The organism is Pseudomonas sp. W5-01, assembly GCF_046540435.1.
In the GTDB taxonomy this organism is placed as follows: Bacteria; Pseudomonadota; Gammaproteobacteria; order Pseudomonadales; family Pseudomonadaceae; genus Aquipseudomonas; species Aquipseudomonas graminis_B.
In genome coordinates this window covers 186,014-205,760 of sequence record NZ_JAXCIP010000008.1, presented here as the reverse complement: position 1 = coordinate 205,760, position 19,747 = coordinate 186,014, and the positions used below count along the sequence as shown (strand labels likewise).

At 58.8% G+C, this 19,747-nt stretch carries 21 protein-coding genes, 1 tRNA gene and 1 pseudogene; 15 read left to right on the top strand and 8 right to left on the bottom strand.

The window, feature by feature from the left end; genetic code table 11:
* Nucleotides 1-3: 3 nt before the first annotated feature.
* Nucleotides 4-1,125 carry a cell division protein ZapE gene (gene zapE / locus SLW75_RS23210; protein WP_410935562.1) on the bottom strand — a complete coding sequence of 374 codons (1,122 nt, stop codon included), beginning with the start codon at nt 1,123-1,125 and terminating at the stop codon, nt 4-6.
* A 9-nt stretch (nt 1,126-1,134) separates the two neighbouring features.
* Complete coding sequence (locus SLW75_RS23205; RefSeq protein ID WP_410935561.1) at nt 1,135-2,343, bottom strand: MFS transporter; 1,209 nt, start codon at nt 2,341-2,343, stop codon at nt 1,135-1,137.
* A gap of 204 nt (nt 2,344-2,547) precedes the next feature.
* On the opposite strand from SLW75_RS23205, the gene SLW75_RS23200 reads away from it, so the two are divergent.
* Entirely contained in the window at nt 2,548-3,993 is a 1,446-nt protein-coding gene (locus SLW75_RS23200; protein ID WP_410935560.1) for a SulP family inorganic anion transporter, read from the top strand.
* A 27-nt stretch (nt 3,994-4,020) separates the two neighbouring features.
* Here SLW75_RS23200 and SLW75_RS23195 read toward each other — a convergent pair whose 3' ends face one another.
* Complete coding sequence (locus SLW75_RS23195; protein ID WP_410935559.1) at nt 4,021-4,581, bottom strand: cysteine hydrolase family protein; 561 nt, start codon at nt 4,579-4,581, stop codon at nt 4,021-4,023.
* Nucleotides 4,582-4,766: 185 nt separating this feature from the next.
* On the opposite strand from SLW75_RS23195, the gene SLW75_RS23190 reads away from it, so the two are divergent.
* The 6 genes from SLW75_RS23190 (at nt 4,767) to SLW75_RS23165 (ending at nt 9,081) form a co-directional block, all read left to right on the top strand.
* A complete protein-coding gene (locus tag SLW75_RS23190; protein ID WP_410935558.1) occupies nt 4,767-5,516 on the top strand; it encodes a 3-oxoacyl-ACP reductase family protein in 750 nt (249 codons plus the stop codon).
* 165 nt (nt 5,517-5,681) lie between these two features.
* Nucleotides 5,682-5,771: transfer RNA gene (locus SLW75_RS23185), tRNA-Ser, on the top strand.
* A 702-nt stretch (nt 5,772-6,473) separates the two neighbouring features.
* Nucleotides 6,474-6,680, top strand: coding sequence for a hypothetical protein (locus SLW75_RS23180; protein ID WP_410935557.1), 207 nt, complete (start codon nt 6,474-6,476; stop codon nt 6,678-6,680).
* A gap of 533 nt (nt 6,681-7,213) precedes the next feature.
* Complete coding sequence (locus SLW75_RS23175) at nt 7,214-7,492, top strand: hypothetical protein (RefSeq protein ID WP_369319473.1); 279 nt, start codon at nt 7,214-7,216, stop codon at nt 7,490-7,492.
* A 187-nt stretch (nt 7,493-7,679) separates the two neighbouring features.
* Nucleotides 7,680-8,087, top strand: a complete 408-nt coding sequence (locus tag SLW75_RS23170) for a hypothetical protein (RefSeq protein ID WP_410935556.1) — start codon at nt 7,680-7,682, stop codon at nt 8,085-8,087.
* Between the two features lie 625 nt (nt 8,088-8,712).
* A complete protein-coding gene (locus tag SLW75_RS23165) occupies nt 8,713-9,081 on the top strand; it encodes a Rap1a/Tai family immunity protein (RefSeq protein WP_410935555.1) in 369 nt (122 codons plus the stop codon).
* Nucleotides 9,082-9,377: 296 nt separating this feature from the next.
* Here SLW75_RS23165 and SLW75_RS23160 read toward each other — a convergent pair.
* The 4 genes and pseudogenes from SLW75_RS23160 to SLW75_RS23145 form a co-directional block, all read right to left on the bottom strand.
* Nucleotides 9,378-9,946 (bottom strand): annotated as a pseudogene (locus tag SLW75_RS23160) (recombinase family protein).
* A 186-nt stretch (nt 9,947-10,132) separates the two neighbouring features.
* A complete protein-coding gene (locus SLW75_RS23155; protein WP_410935554.1) occupies nt 10,133-10,585 on the bottom strand; it encodes a hypothetical protein in 453 nt (150 codons plus the stop codon).
* Nucleotides 10,563-10,958 (bottom strand): polymorphic toxin type 44 domain-containing protein, encoded by a 396-nt coding sequence (locus tag SLW75_RS23150; protein ID WP_369319467.1) that lies wholly within the window; start codon nt 10,956-10,958, stop codon nt 10,563-10,565. Before SLW75_RS23150 ends, SLW75_RS23155 begins: the two co-directional genes overlap by 23 nt.
* 28 nt (nt 10,959-10,986) lie before the next feature.
* Nucleotides 10,987-11,487: an Hcp family type VI secretion system effector gene (locus tag SLW75_RS23145; RefSeq protein ID WP_410935553.1), complete on the bottom strand. Its 501-nt coding sequence runs from the start codon at nt 11,485-11,487 to the stop codon at nt 10,987-10,989.
* A gap of 744 nt (nt 11,488-12,231) precedes the next feature.
* Here SLW75_RS23145 and SLW75_RS23140 point away from each other — a divergent pair.
* From SLW75_RS23140 to SLW75_RS23105, 8 genes are all read left to right on the top strand, one after another.
* Nucleotides 12,232-12,726 (top strand): helix-turn-helix domain-containing protein, encoded by a 495-nt coding sequence (locus SLW75_RS23140; RefSeq protein WP_410935552.1) that lies wholly within the window; start codon nt 12,232-12,234, stop codon nt 12,724-12,726.
* A 67-nt stretch (nt 12,727-12,793) separates the two neighbouring features.
* Complete coding sequence (locus SLW75_RS23135) at nt 12,794-13,228, top strand: DUF4124 domain-containing protein (RefSeq protein WP_410935551.1); 435 nt, start codon at nt 12,794-12,796, stop codon at nt 13,226-13,228.
* A 165-nt stretch (nt 13,229-13,393) separates the two neighbouring features.
* Nucleotides 13,394-13,804 carry a YybH family protein gene (locus SLW75_RS23130; RefSeq protein WP_410935550.1) on the top strand — a complete coding sequence of 137 codons (411 nt, stop codon included), beginning with the start codon at nt 13,394-13,396 and terminating at the stop codon, nt 13,802-13,804.
* Between the two features lie 183 nt (nt 13,805-13,987).
* Entirely contained in the window at nt 13,988-15,490 is a 1,503-nt protein-coding gene (locus SLW75_RS23125; protein WP_410935549.1) for a purine-cytosine permease family protein, read from the top strand.
* A gap of 228 nt (nt 15,491-15,718) precedes the next feature.
* Nucleotides 15,719-16,012, top strand: coding sequence for a DUF6388 family protein (locus SLW75_RS23120; protein ID WP_065989420.1), 294 nt, complete (start codon nt 15,719-15,721; stop codon nt 16,010-16,012).
* A 133-nt stretch (nt 16,013-16,145) separates the two neighbouring features.
* Nucleotides 16,146-16,835, top strand: coding sequence for a crotonase/enoyl-CoA hydratase family protein (locus tag SLW75_RS23115; RefSeq protein ID WP_410935548.1), 690 nt, complete (start codon nt 16,146-16,148; stop codon nt 16,833-16,835).
* A gap of 150 nt (nt 16,836-16,985) precedes the next feature.
* The gene (locus tag SLW75_RS23110) at nt 16,986-17,741 is read left to right on the top strand and encodes a lysophospholipid acyltransferase family protein (protein ID WP_410935547.1); all 756 of its coding nucleotides are present in this window, start codon (nt 16,986-16,988) and stop codon (nt 17,739-17,741) included.
* Between the two features lie 92 nt (nt 17,742-17,833).
* A complete protein-coding gene (locus tag SLW75_RS23105) occupies nt 17,834-18,805 on the top strand; it encodes a magnesium and cobalt transport protein CorA (protein ID WP_065989417.1) in 972 nt (323 codons plus the stop codon).
* Between the two features lie 200 nt (nt 18,806-19,005).
* On the opposite strand, the gene SLW75_RS23100 is transcribed toward SLW75_RS23105, so the two are convergent.
* Nucleotides 19,006-19,728 carry an amidotransferase gene (locus SLW75_RS23100; RefSeq protein WP_410935546.1) on the bottom strand — a complete coding sequence of 241 codons (723 nt, stop codon included), beginning with the start codon at nt 19,726-19,728 and terminating at the stop codon, nt 19,006-19,008.
* Nucleotides 19,729-19,747: the final 19 nt, after the last annotated feature.

The following is a 19,747-nucleotide window of genomic DNA, read 5'->3' as shown; positions in this document are numbered from 1 at the left end:
GCGTTAATGACCGAAGCGCGCCAGCTGCATTTCCTGCAACCGGCTCAGCGTGCGCCGGAACGCGAACGCCAGGTAGCCTTCGGTGTACAGCTCGGCCATCGGCATCGCGGCTTCTATGTACAGCGGCACCTTGCGGTCGTAGCACTCGTCGACCAGGGCGATGAAGCGCCGCACGCCATCGTCGTAAGGCGACAGCTGGGGCAGCTCGCGGTCCCCCGCCGTCACCTGTTCAACGCCATCCTCGGTACCACGGGCAATGCGCCCTTCGCGCTGGGGCGCGCTCAACGCCGGCACTTCACTCAACAAGACCGCTTTATAGCGATCGCACAGCTCGATGAAATCCATCGCCGCCAGCGGTTGCTCGCACAAGTCGGCATACCGGCACCAGATCACCGTTCGACTGCTGCGCACCCCCGGCACATGGCGACGGCCTAACGGCACCGGTTGAGTCGACACCGACTCACCGCTGCTCAACGCTTCGAATACCTCCACCAACGCGCTCGGCCCCCGCTCCGCCTTCATCCAGTAACGCTGCTGAGCCTGACCGGGGTGCAACCGGTGGTCCTCGCCGCCGTCAACCGACACCACTTCCATGAAGTGGTTGATCGCTGTAATAGCGGGCACGAAACGCTCGCGGTTATGCCCCGTGGCGTACAGCTGCTCGGGCAACTGATTTGAGGTGCAGACCAGCACCACGCCCTCGTCGAACATCGCGCGCAACAGGCCGCCGAGAATCACCGCGTCGCCGATGTCATTGACGAACAACTCGTCGAAACACAGCACGCGCACGTCCTGGGCCAGCTCCCGGGCCAGCACCTGAAGGGGTTTGGCCACGCCAGTCAGCTGGAACAGCCGCTGATGCACCCACCGCATGAAGTGATGAAAATGCTGGCGCCGGGCCGGGACCTGCAGGCCTTCATAAAAACGGTCCATGAGCCAGGTCTTGCCACGCCCCACCGGGCCCCACAGATAAACGCCCTTGACCGCGCGACCGCGCTTGCCATCGTTCAGCCCCTGCCAGCACGCCTGCAAGTGCAACGCGGCAGTGCGCTGGGCCTCGTCCGGCTGAAAATCCTGGGCATCAACGGCCTGCTGCCAGGCCTCAAGTGGAGACAGAACGGTCATCGAAACGCTTCACTGCGCAGTGGAATTTTGGTCGTGGCGTCTGGAATACGAGGCGCCCAACAGATAGAAGCAGCCGCCGGCAATGATAAACGCCGCCAGCATGTAGAACATGAAATGCGCCGACTGGGTCGCCAGTGCGAAGCCGCACAGCACCGGCCCCAGCGCGCCGCCGAGGTTGGAGAGGTTTTGCGCGCCGTAATACATGCCGCGCAAATGAGTGGGCGCGATGCGGTCGATGAACATGTACTCGGCGGGAAACACGATGATCTCGCCGAGGGTAAACACCGCCACCGCCAGCGACCAGTGCAACACCGTCGTCGACAGGGCGAACCCCACCACGCCCATCAGGAACAGGCTGAAACCCGCGGTCAGCCACTGATTCAGGTACTCATGGCTGATGCGTTTGCCGACCAGGTACTGCAAGCAGATCACGACGGCGGCGTTCACCGCGACCACCGAGCTGATCACCTGATAGGTGAATTCCGGCGTACTGGTGGTCACCAGGTATTGCGAGAGGTACGCCGTGAACTGCCCGAACACCACCGCGCTGAGCACGCCGCCGACGGTGAAGCACACCAGTCGGTAGTCCTTGAGCAGGATGCGTCCGACGGCGATGAAGGAAATCGGCGCATTGGCCGGGTCCGCCGAGCTCAGCCTGCGGTCCCCGTACATCGCGTACACCACCAGGAAGCCCAGGCCCAGCACGGCCGACATCACGAACGGGAGCTTCATGTTCCAGTGGGCCAGCCCTGCGCCAATGAACGGCCCGACCGCATAGCCGATGTTGATCAGCGTATAGCGCACCGAGAATACCTTGCTCTGCTCGGCCACCGGCAGCAGCTTGCCGAATGCCGCCTTGACCACGATATCAATGACCGAATACGCGAAATTGAACGACACCAGAAACAGGAAGAACAGCCACAGCTTGCTGGTCACGCACATGCCGATGAAGCCGGCGACGAAGAACCCGGTGAAGCACAGAATCAGCCGGTAGCTGGACAGTTTGTCGGTGAGGTAGCCGCCGTACAGACTCAGCAATGAGCCGGCAATCAGCGCTCCGCCGACGACCATGCCGATGTCGCTCATGCCCAGGACGAAATTCGAAGAAAGGTAAATCACCAGGTACGGCAGGGTGATCGCCCTGCCCAGCGTCAGAAACAACGACGACGAAAGCAGGAGATTGACCGAAGCCGGGTAGTGTCTGAGCGCAGCGAGCATCCGTGTTCTGTCCTTGATGACGTGCCGAGCCTGGGCGACAGGAATCGGCGAGCTGTTTGAGTCAAACATCGTTACATAATCGGCCGCGACAGGACACATGAAGAATGAGTGAAAGGCAGCAGGGTGCGGCATTCCTGCGACTGGCCGTCTCCGCTTACATTCCGTAACATCCCCTCCTTTTGCCCACCGTCCTTCAGGAATGTCATGAAACCCGCCCGTCTTCGCGCCGATGTCCTCGCCGGACTCACCACCTCTTTTGCCCTGGTGCCCGAGTGCATCGCCTTCGCGCTGGTCGCGCACCTCAACCCGCTGATGGGCCTGTATGGGGCCTTTATCATCTGTACGCTGACCGCGCTGTTCGGCGGGCGTCCCGGCATGGTCTCCGGCGCGGCGGGTTCGATGGCCGTGGTCATCGTGGCGCTGGTGGTGCAACACGGCGTGCAGTACCTGCTGGCGACGGTGTTGCTGGGCGGGTTGGTGATGATCGCGTTCGGACTGCTGCGCCTGGGCAAACTGGTGCGGATGGTGCCGTATCCGGTCATGCTCGGGTTCGTCAACGGCCTCGCGATCGTTATCGCCATGGCGCAGCTGGAGCATTTCAAAAGCGGCGAATCCTGGCTCAGCGGCACGCCGCTGTACCTGATGATCGGCCTGGTGGCGCTGACCATGGCGGTGGTGTACCTGCTGCCTCGCCTGACCCGCTCGGTGCCGCCGGCGCTGGTCGCCATCCTCGGCGTCGGCCTGCTGGTGTACCTGTTCGACCTGCCGACGCGCACCCTCGGCGACATGGCGCACATAGCCGGCGGTCTGCCGAGCCTGTCGCTGCCGGACGTGCCGTGGGATCTGGAGACCCTGCAGATCATCGCGCCCTACGCGATTCTCATGGCGCTGGTCGGTCTGCTGGAAACCCTCCTGACCCTGAACCTCACCGACGAAATCACCGAGAGCCGCGGCTACCCCGACCGCGAGTGCGTTGCCCTCGGCGTCGCCAATCTGGCTTCGGGCCTGTGCGGCGGCATGGGCGGCTGCGCGATGATCGGCCAGACTGTCATCAACCTGAGTTCCGGCGGCCGCGGTCGTCTGTCCGGCATCGTCGCCGGTGTAATGATTCTGATGTTCGTGCTGTTCCTGTCACCCCTCATCGAGCGCATTCCCCTGGCGGCGCTGGTCGGCGTGATGTTCGTGGTGGCCCAGCAGACGTTCGCCTGGGCGTCCTTGCGCGTGCTGCGCAAAGTCCCGCTGAACGATGTCTTCGCAATCATTGCCGTGACCATCGTCACCGTCCTCACCGACCTGGCCACCGCCGTGCTGTTCGGCATCCTGGTGGCGGCGCTGAATTTCGCCTGGCAACAGGCGCGCGAGCTGTACGCCGACAGCCACACCGAGCCGGACGGCAGCAAGATGTATCACCTGCACGGCACGCTGTTCTTCGCCTCCACCACGCCCTTCCTGGATCAGTTCGATCACGTCAACGATCCGCAACAGGTCACGCTGGATTGCCGTCATCTTATCTTCGTGGACTATTCCGCCATCGCGGCACTGAAAACCCTGCGCGAGCGCTACCAGAAGGCAGGGAAACACCTGCGCGTGGTGCACCTGTCGGAACGCTGCAAAAAGCTGCTCAAGCGCGCGGGTGTACAGCACGCCTGAGCCGCGCGTTGAGCCTCGACATGCGGGTTAATTGAGCGCTCGCAGAACCGCCTCGGTCGCCATCACCTGCGCGTACTCACCGTGCAGGTTGGCCAGCGACATGGCGTGGATGTCTTCGGCACTGCGCGATTGCCCGAAGAAATCCACGCCGTCGAAGGTGAAGCAGGCGTCGTGGGGCACGATGACCTCGAAGCCGAGATTGCCGCCAGTGCGCGCGGTGGACTCCACGGAATTGTTGGTCACCACACCAACGATCACCACCTGATTGATCCCGTCCGCCCGCAACCAACCCTCCAGCGCCGAATGGCAGAACGCGTCGGGCACCTCTTTGTGCAGCTCGCCTTCGTCATCCCACGGCATAAACGCCGGTTGAAACTCGACACCGGACTGCTGCGGCCAGAACACCGAGTCCGGTGAGCGGGAGAAATGCCGCACGTGAATCACCGTGCGCCCGCTGTCGCGCCACGCGCTCAGCAGCTCAAGCATCCGCTGCTCGGCGTCCGGGTTGTTGCGCTGGCCCAATTTCGGGTGGTTGATGCCCTGCTGCATGTCGATGAGGACCAGGGCGGCTTTCGGTTGGATGTGCATGTTGTTCCTTTTGATGACGTCAGTGCCGTGATGACCAAGGCGCGTTGGAAGTATTTCATCGCCTTCACTCACGACCTCCGGTTTACCCAGACTATCTCGACCACCGGTTACCGCGCGAGCCATGGAGGGCAGATACTGTTGCTCATCCACCCACGACTGAGCACTCAGGCCTAAAGGAGATCGACATGACTCATCCCACCAATCTGATTGGTAAAACAGCACTGGTACAAGGCGGCTCACGCGGTATCGGCGCTGCGATCGTCAAGCGTCTCGTCGAACAAGGCGCAGCGGTGGCGTTCACCTTCGTCAGCTCCGAACCCAAAGCCCGGGAACTGCAAGACAGCATCACCGCAGCCGGCGGCAAAGCTCTGGCGATCCAGGCCGACAGCGCCAACGCCGAAGACATCCGCGACGCCGTCGCCGAGACCGTGAAGACCTTCGGCGGCCTCGACATCCTCGTCAATAACGCCGGTGTGCTGGCCATCGCCCCGCTGGACGAATTCACCCTCGAAGACTTCGACCGAACCCTGGCGATCAATGTACGCAGCGTGTTCATCGCCAGTCAGGAAGCGGCGCGTCACATGAAAGAAGGCGGCCGCATCATCAACATCGGCAGCACCAACGCCGACCGCATGCCCTTCGCCGGAGGCGGCGTCTACGCCATGAGCAAATCGGCGCTGGTCGGCCTGACCAAGGGCCTGGCCCGCGACCTCGGTCCGCGCGGCATCACCATCAACAACGTCCAGCCCGGCCCGGTCGACACCGACATGAACCCGGCCGACGGCGAGTTCGCCGAAACACTGATGGGCCTGATGGCCATCCCGCGCTACGGCAAGTCCGAAGAAATCGCCGCGATGGTTGCCTACCTCGCCGGCCCCGAAGCGGGCTATGTCACCGGCGCCAGCCTGACCATCGACGGCGGCTTCGGCGCCTGATCCCCGCGCACTCGCCACCGACACGAAGCCTCGGACCTCGTTCAGGAGCCGGGGCCTCGGACTTTTTTGCTTAAGCGCATGAAAATTCTGAAAAAAAGTTTTGCCTTCGCCAAAGCTTTCGACTACATTAGCGCGCCTCGACAGACTGAACGTCTGAAGAGATACGGTGAAGTGTCCGAGTGGCTTAAGGAGCACGCCTGGAAAGTGTGTATACAAGAAATTGTATCGAGAGTTCGAATCTCTCCTTCACCGCCACATTAAAAACGCCTGTAACTTTAACGAGTTACGGGCGTTTTGCATTCTGGATTGTACGTAGCAATTGTACGTAAAATTCCTGCGCTAATCCCTCGTTTTACCCGGCGCCCTGCCCCGCTAAACCTCACCTCTACCATGCTGTTTATTCACCTAAAACCCCCTTCAGGCGACAGCATAAGTCTACCCACTACCCTTGAATTGCCTTTACTACATCGTGCCTCCTGCGGGCTCTCATCCGCCCTCCTGAGGGCCATCATCACCCCCACCACACCCGCCAGATATTGCAAGAACTTTCGTTTGACTTTTTGCCCCAAACGAGCGGATATCCGCCACTACAGGCGAACCACCCAACGCGGCGACTACGCCGAAGGATGTGACCCACATAACGAGCTAACCACAAGGAGACGCACCGGCCATGTCCGATATATTCTGCAAAGCCCCGCGTTCCCTTCTGCAAGCCCACCATTTCTTAAGTCTGACCACTCGCCAGCCCGTCATTTTCTGCACAGGACAAGATTCTGTGGGTGCTCATGAAAGATCGGCACGACTACTTCACCGGCGAAGGCAAGCTGTGGTTCGACAATCAGAACTAGATCGCCAGCGCTTCTGGCTGTAGCCTCACAACGGCGAAAGAGTTCATCAAAAAATTGCGTGAGCATGGATACCTGACTATCGAAAAGCGCCGTATGCACGGATGCGCCCGTGAAATACCTGAATGACGGGGCTGGGTTTGTCAGGAAGCAACGCCGTGAGGACGCCTACAAGCAGATGTTCACCGCTTGTAATGGACGCTACAAGATCGATGCCGAGGGCTCGTCACCTGAAGGGGGTGCAAGCATCGCCACTGGAAACAACACCTATTGGATGCAGTCAAGCTACTGGTACATCCGATTTTCCCGCCTCCAATGACGCAGGACTTGTACCGCAGACTGGACATGCTAGTTCTGGATTTTCGCAGGTATACCGCAACGGAATGCCTTTACGGCGAAGACCGGCTAGCGGTTAACCACCGCACGTTTCTTCATCGCAAAAACATCGACAAATGGCCTACCCCACTCGCCGCGTGGGCTACACGCAAAAATCCGCAGCTCACACGCAAATTACACACAGCTTTATCCACAGGTCATGCGTTGCGGTTAGTGTCGCAAACGCATTATCTTGTAGGTGCTCGCTGATGAAAACCCTACATGTGGGGTTTGGGAGCGATCTGTTACTGAGCCTCGGGCGAGGCGGAGGAAAGGAAGTCTGCAAATGGGCACGCCGAAGTTGACGGACCGAAACGTACCCATTTGCACCAGTTCAGAACCGAACCCGATATCGAATCGTCAGTCCTGACGGGATGCCATTGAGCCAAATACGCTAGTGTTTGGCAACCGATAATAACTATCGGAGGCTCCCACTGGACTGGCAACCCTTATGCTGTTCAATGGGAGTAATCGGCCATGCCGACACTGCTGATCACCTGCAACGCAGGTAAACTGGGCGTCAAACGCCAACGCTTGATCGCTGAAATCTACAAGTACTCGGCGACTCGACTGACCCCGTCTGTGTATGCCATTCGGACGGACTGCACTGCGAAAGAGATTTTCAAGCGGTTAAAGCCGTTCATTGAGTACGAAGAAAGCCTCTACGTCTCCGAGATTCACTACACGGTTGGTCATGGCGATTCAGACGTGAATGACTGGCTTGAGATGAGCCTTAACGGACGCACGCTGCACTGATGTGAGGAGGCCCCGGAGACGGGGCTTTTCTTCGAAGACGCAGCCGCGAACCTTCGCTTGTCACCCTAGCGATTAGCTGGCAAGTCGGTCAACGAAGGTAGCCCGGATCAGCGATTAGAAGTGGTATCGCATTACAGCCTTGATGGTCATCAAGGCCGAACGGATGAATCCGCAAGGAGAAGCACGGATGAAGTTGCCTTCTGATCGAACAATGTTAGAACTCATCTACAAGCTCTACTTCGAGGAGTTTCAAAACCACTCCCGCGAAGTGGAGAGCGGGAGGCGTAGCAAAATCTACGTGCCGATTGACTGTGAAGTGATCGCAAAGCGCTTCGACGTGGATACCGATCTCATTTTCGGGCGTCTCTACTACCACCTTCAAAAAAAGCATGGCTATACGAATGAAGACGGCTCCAAAGTGGCATTCTTCGGCAGAATCAACGGGGAAGACTTCTCCGTTAATTTCCCGCTCATGTCATCCATACTGGCGGGTCTTCAAGAAGACGCTAGCAAGTTCTGGACAGCTACCCTGATATCGTCTTGTGCGCTTATCGTTTCGATTGGGACAGCCGTGTTCAACGTATTCTTCAAGTGACGCGGTTTTCTGGCGATTTCCAAGATCGCCACGCTGGTTTTGATGTGGAGTGGTGTCAGTAGTGAACTCGCCAAGGCTGAAGCAGGGCTGCGTCAGGCCAAGGACGCGCTGAAAGTAGTGGTGCATGAGAGTCAAGAGCGAGACGCTGTAGCACCTGACGGCCAGGAGGAGGATCAGCCAGCGCCCCTGGCGTTTCACTTGACGTACGCCAAACTTGATTCATGGCGCTGTGTGATGACGGCGGATACTCTCACGGCATTAACCACGGACGACGACCATGAAGGCAATCGCTGCAACTGTTTTCCTCGCTGCTCTGGCGGGCTGTGCCAATCACGAAGCAGACCCTGCCCAAGTGGCGATTAGGGACGATGCACAGTGCCAATCGTACGGTGCCAAGCCCGGGTCAGATGCATACGTACAGTGCCGGGTTGCTCTTGCTAACCAGCAGGGACAAGCGAACGAGGCACGGCGACAGCGAGCACTACAAATGCTCATGAACCAGCAGGGACAGCACCCCCAGCAGCCCTACATGTTGCAGCCTGTTCGAGTCAAACAACAGACAAACTGCATTTCCAATGGCGTTGGGCAGACCGTCTACACCAGCTGCCTGTAAAAGGATCACCATATGAGTAAGCAATGGATAGTAGCGGTTGCACTGGGCACGATGATGGTGAGTGCTGCTGCTTGCGCAACTGACGGTAATGACCTTTTGTCCGAGTGCAATACCGCCATTAGGGCGATGGATAAAAAAGCGCAAGTGGACTATGACGTGGGTCATTGCCTTGGCATTATTCAGGGAGTGCTTGGCACGGCTTCCATGATGGGCGATACAGCCCCAAAAAATATGCGAGTTTGTCTGCCGAAATCCGGGGTGAAGGGTCAGCAGGCGATAAGAGTCACAGTCAAGTTTCTCGAAGCAAATCCCAAGCTGTTAAACGATGACGCATCAATGCTTATCCTCCTAGCTCTCACTGATGCATTCCCCTGCCAGTGATTTCTGCCGATTTCCACATTCCGCCGTCAGAAAGGGATGCGCATTCGAAAACGAGACTGAAGCGCTGGCTGGAAGTAAGACAGGCGGCTTTGAATGCTGGCGACGGATTCTCACGATAGGTGTGAAACACAGCGCACCAGCTCGAAGGCTACTTCGCCAAAATCCTAAAGTAACACCCGAAGGCTCTGCTGGGCTTGCTGGCGGCGTGGTGATTGCTGAGTGTCAGTCACACGTTGTCCCAGGAGGAGAGACGACAAAGCCCACCAGCGAGGTAGGCTTATGTACAGCGAGTACGATCAGACCTTGTTCCAGTGAAGCTTGACCGTAGCGATGCCAATACCAAGCTCAGCAGCGACCTGAGCCTGTGTCATGTCCCTTGCCTTGAGGCGCTGCAACGATGCTGCGGTATCAGTTGCTTCAGGCTGTCCTAGCTTCTTGCCCTCAGCCTTCGCACGGGTGAGCCCCTGTTGTGTACGCTCTATCAACAAGTCACGTTCTAATTCAGCTACAGCCCCCAGTACTTGCATGGTCATCTTGCCTGCTGCACTGTTAGGTCTACACCACCAAGGGCGAGGCAATGAACGCGAATGCCACCCTCAACAAGACGCGCGACAGTCTGACCCACGTCCATGGCATTACGGCCCAAGCGATCGGGCTTGGCAACGATCAGCATGTCTCCTGATTCCATGCGGTCGGTCAGCTTCTGAAAGCCGGGGCGCTCGCTGGAGGCGATAATGCCTGAAATCGTTTCTTCCACTACCCGACCTGCCTGTACGTCAAACCCTTCTGCTCTAACTTCCTGTAACTGGTTCTCAGTGAACTGGTTAGACGTAGAGACTCGTGCATAGAGCTGGGTGCGGGACATGTCTGGCAATTCAAAGGCTGGAGGGTGGCTTTGTTCAAATCCCACCGCCATTTTAAAAAAGTATCCGCACCGCTTATGGCGGGCGGGGATTTTCGTTTTCGGATGTTGTGTCTGGGCGTATACGCGGCGGCGCGGCTGACCGGACTGGCAGCATGTAGCATCCATTAATCTGCCCGCCCACATCACTCAGCCGCGCTCATCCTGCTGGCTCAAGCTCACCCGATAAGACTGAAGCCCGTCAGTCTGTGTGTACTGCTTGCTGAAGAAGCGATAAACCGCGCCCTTCACAGTGATACCGACGCCGTTAGGCGTATCACTAACCACCACGTCCTCAAGGGCGCTATCGGTGATCATGAATGAATTGCGCTTGTTCAGTTCCTTGAGTATCTCCTCGTCAGAACCCGGGATCGGGCTGCTGAGGTAAAACCGCAAGGTGTCCAGGTCAGTAGCAGGTGCACCGTAGTATGTGACGTACACCCATGCGCCGCGCTTTAGCTGACGTTTGAGCACCAGTTCATCTGCATCAGCAATCCCACTCAACATGTGTTCGAGCAGGTAATAGATAAGCAGCGCGCTCAGTAATGCCCAGAAAAGAAACTTGTAGGGAACACAGGTTTCAGTACCCCTTTGATTTCGCATACTCAATACCTTGCATGATCCAATATTGATCCTTGGGATCATCCCCATAGGGAGCTCGCCAATACCATACGCCCCAATCCTCCTCAGTGCTTTGGGTGCCCGCATCTTGCTGAGCGAACCCTGCCGCTCTCAACAGAATTTGATCAGGCAACTGCCCACCTCTGCCAACGGCGCCATAGTGGAAATTACCAAAATTTTCCCATTCTGGGTGTTTCTGTTTGAAATCCCAGGGTCCGCCATTGCGAACCTTGTAGTAAAACCAACTCATGAATGCGCCAATGGCCGGATCCTTTCTCCACTGCTCGTTTGCCAGCTTTATATTCACATCGACATTGACGTGACGCGGCATTGCTTGCGGAAGTTCAAAACTCATACTTTCACCTGATCAGCGACTACCTAAGTCAGCAGTAGACTTTGTTACTGATAGCGTCCCAGCCCCCTGCAACCTGTCCCGCACCCTGCCCGGTGGCCCGGCTCTGCCTGGAGTAAATCAACTTGATTCGGCCATAGTTCAAAGCAATCAACTCGGCTGGAAATGCATCACGCCTCCCTCCATTGCCGGTAAGGGTGAATGCGCTAATAATGACTTCCTCGAGCACCACCTCCAGATATTTCATCTTCGGATCACCGGCACGAAATACATGCACTGAGACCTGCTTGAAATGCTTACCGCTGCAGCAGGCTTCATGAAGTTTTGCAGTGGCGTTATCTACAGCTTTACGCACCATAAAATCACCCATATAAGCGCGCCCCGAAGTGGCGCCTCCCGCCGAAGTGGCTGTTGCAGAAGCTGTTTGATTGGCAGACACATCGAAGTCCAGCAACTCAATCCAATCTTCGTAACCTTCTGAAAGTGTTTCCCCGCCAACACCTTCGATTTGTAGATAGGCCTCAAGTGACACTTACAGCTCCTTATTAACACCCTGTTGATGGGTGGAGGAAAACATAGATATGAGCGCCAGTGAAGTGAGCCGCTGCATTTTCAGAAAAGATACCGATGCATGCCGGCCATTACCGACTAGCGAGCCAAAATATTAAACAACTCATAAACGTTGCGTTTATGAAGTTGCCCTCAATATGAGCATCGTTATTTAATATCCCTACTTGCCTTGGTCAGGGTGAGCGCATTTGCTGGGTGGCGCACCAGCTTGGGTAATTGTCCAGGGATCTAATTTGGCTCGCCGCTACTCCATCACAGACTTCGAGCTTAACCCCCGGAGTGTTTTCTGGATCCCTTAGATCAGCGCCCTGGCCTATTCACTGTCGAAGTCGACGCTAGCTGCGTTTGTTGTACTAAGAGAAGAGTCGGCCACACCCTCGGAATCTATCCAGGGGACCGACAAAGGCCGCGCCGTGCGTCGCCCCCGCATCCGCTCTATTCCATCCGTCATCCCACCCTGCAAATGACCACGTGACCCGACCCAATAGAATAACTAGAATCGCACCGCGTTTATTTTTCCACGCAAAGCGTCGGAAAAATCGCCATTTGGGTGTCTTAGCAGCTAAGGTCTACCCGTTGTACGTGGGAATGACTCCAATTCCCGTTAACGGCTAGCGCTACACCAACAGAAAACAGTCCGTATTCCGGCCCCCATTGCGCACCCGCAAGAGACATCTGCAGGGTGCGAATTCGCAGGAGAAGGTAGATGAATGGCATCGGCAAACGTTTGCGCCAAGAACGAAAACGTCTGAAATTGACACAAAGCGCGCTGGGCGCTATCGGTGGTGTGGAAGCCAACGCTCAGGGGCATTACGAGAGCGGGCAGCGATTGCCCAGGGCGGATTATCTGTTCAAGATCGCCGCCGCCGGAGTGGACATTAACCGCGTTGTCACTGGGGTCGACCCCTCGGCCCGCGCTGAAATGCCCACCTTTTCGACGGTGCAGACAGACCAGGACATGGAGGGTGCAGCCGATCTCGACAGCTCGGAGAGCATGGTGAAAATCATCAGCCAGCTGCGCCAGAGCCTGTGGATCACGGCCAATGCATTGTGCGAAGTGACCCGTCTGGTGAATTCCGAAGAACCGCCCGCAAGCGCTGATCATGTCGAAGACCACCTGAGGGTGTTGCAAAGCGACGCCGACATGTTCGCGGCACTCGCCCTGGCGAAAGTCCAGAAAGCCGCCCACGAAACCCACTGATCCCGATCATCGTGACTGACAGCCGAACCTCTCAGATGGTAGCCTTGCGCCATCTAGGGAGGTTTCGATGATCAGATTTCCAGCGCTGTGCCTGACGGCCATAATGTTGCCCTTGTCCGGTCTGGCAAACGCCGACGTGTTCAAATGCGTCGCCGCCAACGGCGCCATCAGTTTCGCCCAAAGCCCTTGCCCGACTTACGTGGGCGAATCCACGGTACAGCGCCCGCCTCCGTCCCGGCTTTCCAGCGAGTGGGAAGAGACTGACTTTCCCTATCGCCTGAACAAGAACGCCACTGAAATTCTGCAAGTCAGCCGACGCCGGAAGCTCATCATCACCAACGAGCGGGAGATCGCCGATCGCCTGCAAAGCATTCGCCCCCCTCCCCCCGGCCTCCCTTCGACCTGCGTCGCCCCTCGTTACGACAGTGCCTGCTTCGACCCCTCCGGCGGCCGGGTTCGTCAGCCGGTCAAAAGCGGCCTGATGAAATCCTCAGGAAACTGACAGCGTTGCCTGCTTATTGCTTAGTTACGGCTTGCCGCTTAAGGCTTGCCGCTCACCGTTACTTCTCGATTTTCTGAACTAAGTTTTTACCGGCGCCGATGTGACGCCCCGTGACAGCTGCTTACAGTCGGGCCCCATCGCCAGAATCACAAAAACGAGCCGGCCATGACCTCCACCGACACCCGCCACGACACCCGCCACGACGCCGTTCAACACGCGGCACAAGCGCTCATCGACGCGTTCGCCAGCAACAACACGGACGCCTACTTCGCCGCATTCGCCGAAGACGCCACTTTCCTCTTTCACACCCTCCCTGCGCCCCTGCTGTCACGCGCCGCTTACCGCGATGTGTGGGCCGGCTGGCAGGCCGACGGCTTTGCGGTGCTGGGTTGCCAATCGCGCAACGCGCACATCTGCCTGCAGGGTGAGACCGCGATTTTCATGCACGACGTCGACACCCACGTCCGCTTCGGCGATCAGGAAAGCCATTCCAGCGAACGTGAAACCATTGTCTTTCGGCAATATGGCGCGCGCTGGCTGGCGTGCCACGAACACCTGTCCGTGAAAACCCACTAGCGCGACGCGCAATCAATGGCGAGTGGCCCTCAGAGGCTGCCGTACGCACCACCCACTGCTTCACCTGATTCAGGGTCGCAATGCCGACCACTGCCAATGCCACGATCGGGTTCACCGGTCGAGATAACGGGCCAGCGCTTTTCGTTGGCCCCATAACAACACGACAGCGCGCAGGAACCTCCCATGGCTCACCCCACCACCACGATCGAAACCTTCGGGGTCGAACAGATCCCCGATCATCAGCGCGACGCTGCGCCCCTCGACCTGTTTCGTCTGACCTTCGGCGGCGCCAACACGTTCGCCACCGCAGTGTTGGGCAGCTTTCCGGTGCTGTTCGGCCTGTCGTTCCAGGCCGGCGTCTGGGCCATCCTGTTGGGCGTCGTGCTCGGGTCGATCATCCTTGCGCCGATGGGTGTGTTTGGCGCCCTCAACGGCACCAACAACGCGGTTTCATCCGGCGCGCATTTTGGCGTTCACGGACGCATCGTCGGCTCGTTCCTGTCGCTGCTCACGGCGGTCGCGTTCTTCTCGCTGTCGGTCTGGAGCTCGGGGGATGCGTTTATCGGCGGCGCCAAACGCATGGTCGGCCTGCCGGAAAACGACGTCACCCTGGCGTTGGCCTACGGCGTGTTTGCCGTACTGGTGTTGGCGGTGTGCATTTACGGTTTCCGCTTCATGCTGTGGGTCAACAAGATCGCGGTCTTCGCTTCCAGCCTGTTGTTCCTGCTCGGCCTCTTTGCCTTCGGCGGCAGCTTCGATGCGGGCTTCGCCGGCACGGTCAATCGGGGCAGCGAAGGGTTCTGGGCAGCGTTCATCGGGGCTGCGCTTCTGGCGATGAGCAATCCGGTGTCGTTCGGTGCATTTCTCGGTGACTGGTCTCGCTATATCCCACGCCAGACGTCGAAAAAACGCATCATGGCGTCGGTGTTCCTGGCGCAGATCTGCACGCTGATTCCGTTCCTGTTCGGGCTGTGCACGGCGACCATCGTGGCCACCCAGGCGCCGCAATACATCACGGACAACAACTACGTTGGCGGCCTGCTGGCGGTCTCGCCCAGTTGGTTCTTTCTGCCGGTGTGCCTGATTGCGATCATCGGCGGGATGTCGACCGGCACGACGTCGCTTTATGGCACCGGGCTGGACATGTCGAGCATGTTTCCGCGCCTGCTCAACCGCGCCCAGGCGACGATTCTGATCGGCATCGCTGCGATTGCCTTCATCTTCATCGGCCGTTTCGCCTTCAATCTGGTGCAAAGCGTGTCGACCTTCGCGGTGCTGATCGTGACATGCACCTCGCCGTGGATCGTCATCATGGTCCTGGGCCTGATCGTACGCCGTGGCTTCTATCATCCGGCGGACCTGCAAGTGTTCACCCGTGGCCAGAGCGGTGGACACTACTGGTTCGAGCATGGCTGGAACTGGCGCGGGCTGGGCGCGTGGCTGCCAAGCGCGGCGGTGGGCCTGTGCTTCGTCAACTTGCCGGGGCAGTTTGTCGGTCCACTGGGCAATCTGGCGGGCGGTATCGACATCAGCCTGCCGATCACCCTTGGCCTGGCGACGCTGTTGTACATCACCCTGTTGCGCACCTTCCCGGAACCGGTCGGCGTGTACGGCGCCATGGGGCCGCACCCGTTACTCGGCAATAACGCACATCGCAACGTAAAGAAGCCGATGGCGATCGGTTGACAGCCCGACGCTGTCGCCCGCGGGCTCGCTGCAAGGCGGGCCATTTTTATGTGTCCGCGGCGGCGCTATTCGTTCAGCGATCCAAGCCCCGGGGCTACACCGACCGACGGGTCGCCTGTGACTGGCGCCAGTGATGCACATCACGCACAATCGCCGCTTGGCTCATGACCTCAGCAGCATCCCACCCACAGCAACACGTCAGCTCGACCCACAGGAGATCACCCCCGCATGAACGCAAACGACTGGACCGAAGCTGCCTTGGCGAAGTACATCGTGACCAATCCGATGTTGCAGGCTGAAATCCAGGATTTGAGCCCGAAAGAACAGCAGCAGCAAACCCTCTGGGCTTTCGAAGACGAAGCCGAAGCCCAGGGCATCCCGACCTGGGAGCTGGCGCTGACCTTCATTGCCGAAACCCCCGAGCAATTGAAGGAACTGCGTCTGGCTACGCACAAGGAAGCGGCCGAGGCACTGGACATGGACTGGGATGAGTACTGCGAACTGAATGAAGTCGAGGTTTAACCGCCCCGTTCCCTCTCAGGGTCGCCAGACCTGGCGGCCCGCCCCCTGACTTGCCAGTCATCCTTTACGCTTTACCTTGCCCTGCCGGGTGAGTAACGTCTGCGCCACTTCAAAACAAAAAAGGACTCGCGCCATGAGTGATTTGGTCGCCTATCAACTGGATGACGGCGTTGCGACGCTGACCCTGACCAACGGCAAGGTCAACGCCATCAGCAACGACGTGGTCGCCGCGTTCAATGCCGCACTGGACCGCGCCGAGCAGGACCGTGCCGTGGTGATCATCACCGGTCAGCCGGGGATTCTCTCCGGCGGGTATGACCTGAAAATCATGACCTCGTCGCCGGAAGCCGCCATGGCCTTGGTCGCCGAAGGCTCAACCCTGGCGCGGCGAATGCTGTCGTTCCCGTTCCCGGTCGTGGTCGCGTGCGGCGGTCATGCTGTAGCGAAAGGCGCGTTTCTGCTGCTGTCGGCGGATTACCGTATTGGCGTCGAAGGCCCGTTCAGCATCGGTCTGAACGAGGTGCAGATCGGCATGACCATGCACCATGCCGGCATCGAACTGGCCCGTGATCGCCTGCGCAAAAGTGCCTTCGGTCGCTCGGTGATCTGCGGCGAGATGTTCGATCCCCAGGGCGCGCTGCAAGCCGGGTTCTTCGACAAGGTGGTCGCATCGGAACAACTCACCGAGGCCGCGCGCGCCGTGGCGCTGCAGATGAAGAAGATCAACATGCGCGCCCACAAGCAGACCAAACTGAAAGTGCGCAAGGCATTTCTCGAGACCCTCGACCGGGCTATCGAGCTGGATCGTCAGATCCCGCTCTGAGGTAGCCCTGACAACGCGCTGCATTCCCGGCAGCGCGTTGCCCGTGAAACATCCCGTTAAATTCCTGATCCTCCCCCCGGCCTGTGGGCGATTGCCGATTCCAGTGCACATCCGTACACTGCGCGGCTTTTCGCCTACCGGGTGGTTTGCATGCTGTTCGTACTGCGTATGTTGTTGATGGGCCTGCACTTTCTCGTCGCAGGCGCACTGGGGCTTTTACTTGGCCTGTGCCGCCCGTTCAACCCTGACAACAGCCGTCTGTGTGCTCGCCTCTACGCCCTCCCCGCCATGGGCATTCTCGGGCTGCGCCTGAACGCCCAGCTCAGCCCGCAGTTCGAGGAGACCAGGCCCTGCGTGATCATCTGTAACCATCAGTCCAACTACGATTTGTTTGTCCTCGGCAACATCGTGCCGCCGCGCACGGTCTGCATCGGCAAGAAAAGTCTCAAGTGGGTGCCGTTTTTTGGTCAGCTGTTCTGGCTGGCGGGCAACGTGCTGATCGACCGAGGCAATCCGCAGAAGGCACGCCGCGCCATTCTCCAGACCACCGATACCCTGCAGCACAAGGACACGTCCATCTGGGTGTTCCCTGAAGGCACGCGCAACAAGGGCGAAGGGCTGATGCCGTTCAAGCGCGGGGCGTTTCAGATGGCGATCGAAGCCGGTGTGCCCATTGTGCCTGTGTGCGTGAGCACCTACGTGCGCAGCATGGAGTTGAACCGATGGAACAGCGGCGAGGTGATCATCCGCACGCTGCCCGCGATCCCGACCGCAAACCTCACCGGCGACGATATCCCTCAACTCATCGCGCTGTGCCACGGCCAGATGCAAGCCTGCATCGCCAGCATGGACGCGCCAGTCCGAGGCTGCGCGGCTACCCTCCCAACAGACGCTGAACGGCACTGAAAAAACCTGCGAACTCGTTTAAATCCGCCGACTCTGATCAGGGAGCGCGCTAAGCTGCGCGTGAGTTTTCCCTAAAAGAAGAAGCAGACATTATGGGTCGAGTGGTTGCCGCTGCGGTTTACAGTGCGGGAAAGAAAGTCACCAATATTGCCCTCGACGAAGGCGCAGCCTGGGCGGCGAAACCCGGGCATTTCGTCTGGATCGGCCTGGAGCATCCGGGCCTCGAAGAACTGACCACGCTGCAACGGCAGTTCAATCTGCACGAGCTGGCCATCGAAGACGCACTGGAAGTCCACAGCCGGCCGAAGCTGGAGACTTTTGGTGACGCGCTGTTCATCGTGACCTACGCGCCGATTCGCGAGAACGGCAAGCTGATCTTCATCGAAACCCATATTTTCGCCGGCAAGGGCTATGTGATCACCTCGCGCAACGGTGACTCGAAATCCTATGGCCTGGTGCGTCAGCGCTGCGAAGCCCGGCCGTTGCTGCTGGAGCACGGGGAGGACTTCGTCCTGTATGCTCTGCTGGATTTCGTTACCGAGAACTACCAGCCGGTCACCGAGTCGATCCACTGCGAGCTTGAAGAGCTTGAGCACAACGTGCTGCGCAAGGACCTCAACGAAGCCGACATCCACCGGATCCATTCGCTGCGTCGTGACCTGCTGCGCCTGCGCCGTTACGTGGCGCCCATGGTCGAGATTGGCGAGGAGCTGCAGAAGCTCAGCTTCCCCTTCATCGACAAGAACATGCGCCCTTACTTCCGCGACGTGGAAATCCACGTCAAGCGGCAGATGGAAGACCTTTCCAACCTGCGCGACATCGCCAGCCAAACCATCGAAATCAGCCTGCTGCTGGAGTCTTCGCGACAGAGCCTGACCCAGCGCAAATTTGCCGCCTGGGCCGCGATCCTGGCCTTCCCCACCGCCATCGCCGGGATCTACGGGATGAACTTCGAGAACATGCCCGAGCTGACCTGGCACTACGGGTATTACATGGTGTTGGGGGTGATCGTCGGCGGGTGCGGGATCTTGTTTGCCAGCTTCAAGCGGTCGGGTTGGCTTTGAGGCTTTTGAATGTGCTTACGGCTGTGGCACCGGCTTCGAATACGCCTACGACTGTGGGACCGGCTTTAGCCGGGAAGAGGCCGGTGTGAGCGCCATCCATTTTGCAGCGTGGCAACTGACCCCTTCCCGGCTGAAGCCGGTCCTACGCGCGATCCAGCTGAAGCCGGTCCTGCCTGGTTATTGCACCCGGCCAATCGCGTTTAGCTCACCGGCCGCTTGTTCGCCACAAACCGCATCATCCATTCCGCCACCGCCGTGCCGTGGTGGTCTTCTTCCAGGCTGGCGATGCCTTTGCCGTAGACCTGTTCGCCCAGGGCGTCCTGGCGGATGTCGAGCAGCGTGCGCGAGTAGTCGTGGATGAATTCCGGATGCCCCTGGAAGCACAGCACCTGGTCGTTGATGTGATAAGCAGCAAACGGGCAGAACTCGCTGGTGGCAATGACCGTCGCGCCTTCGGGCAGCGCAGTGACCTGATCCTGATGGCTGATCAGCAGCGTGAGCTTGTCCAGCGCCGGCGTCATCCACGGTTGGGTGGGTGCGAGGTTGTAATGATGAATCCCGACACCCCACCCCTGTGGCGCGCGGTCGGTCTTGCCGCCCAGTAGCAGTGCCAGCAACTGATGACCGAAACACACACCCAGCAACTTGTCGCCGCGCTTGTAGCGGTCGAGCAGATACGTCTTCAGGGTTTCGATCCACGGATCGGTGCCGAAGGAATCAGCCTTGGAGCCGGTGATCAGATACGCGTCGAACGGCTCGTCATCTGGCGGGTAATCGCCCTGCATGACGTTGTAGACGACAAATTCCGCTGGCACCGGCTGGCGCGCGAAGAGTTTCTCGAACATCCGCCCGTAACCCTGGTATTGATCGACCAGTTCCGGGCGAAGTACGTCGGTTTCCAGAATGCAGATGCGTAACGACATAAAAATCCCTGAAGCCACA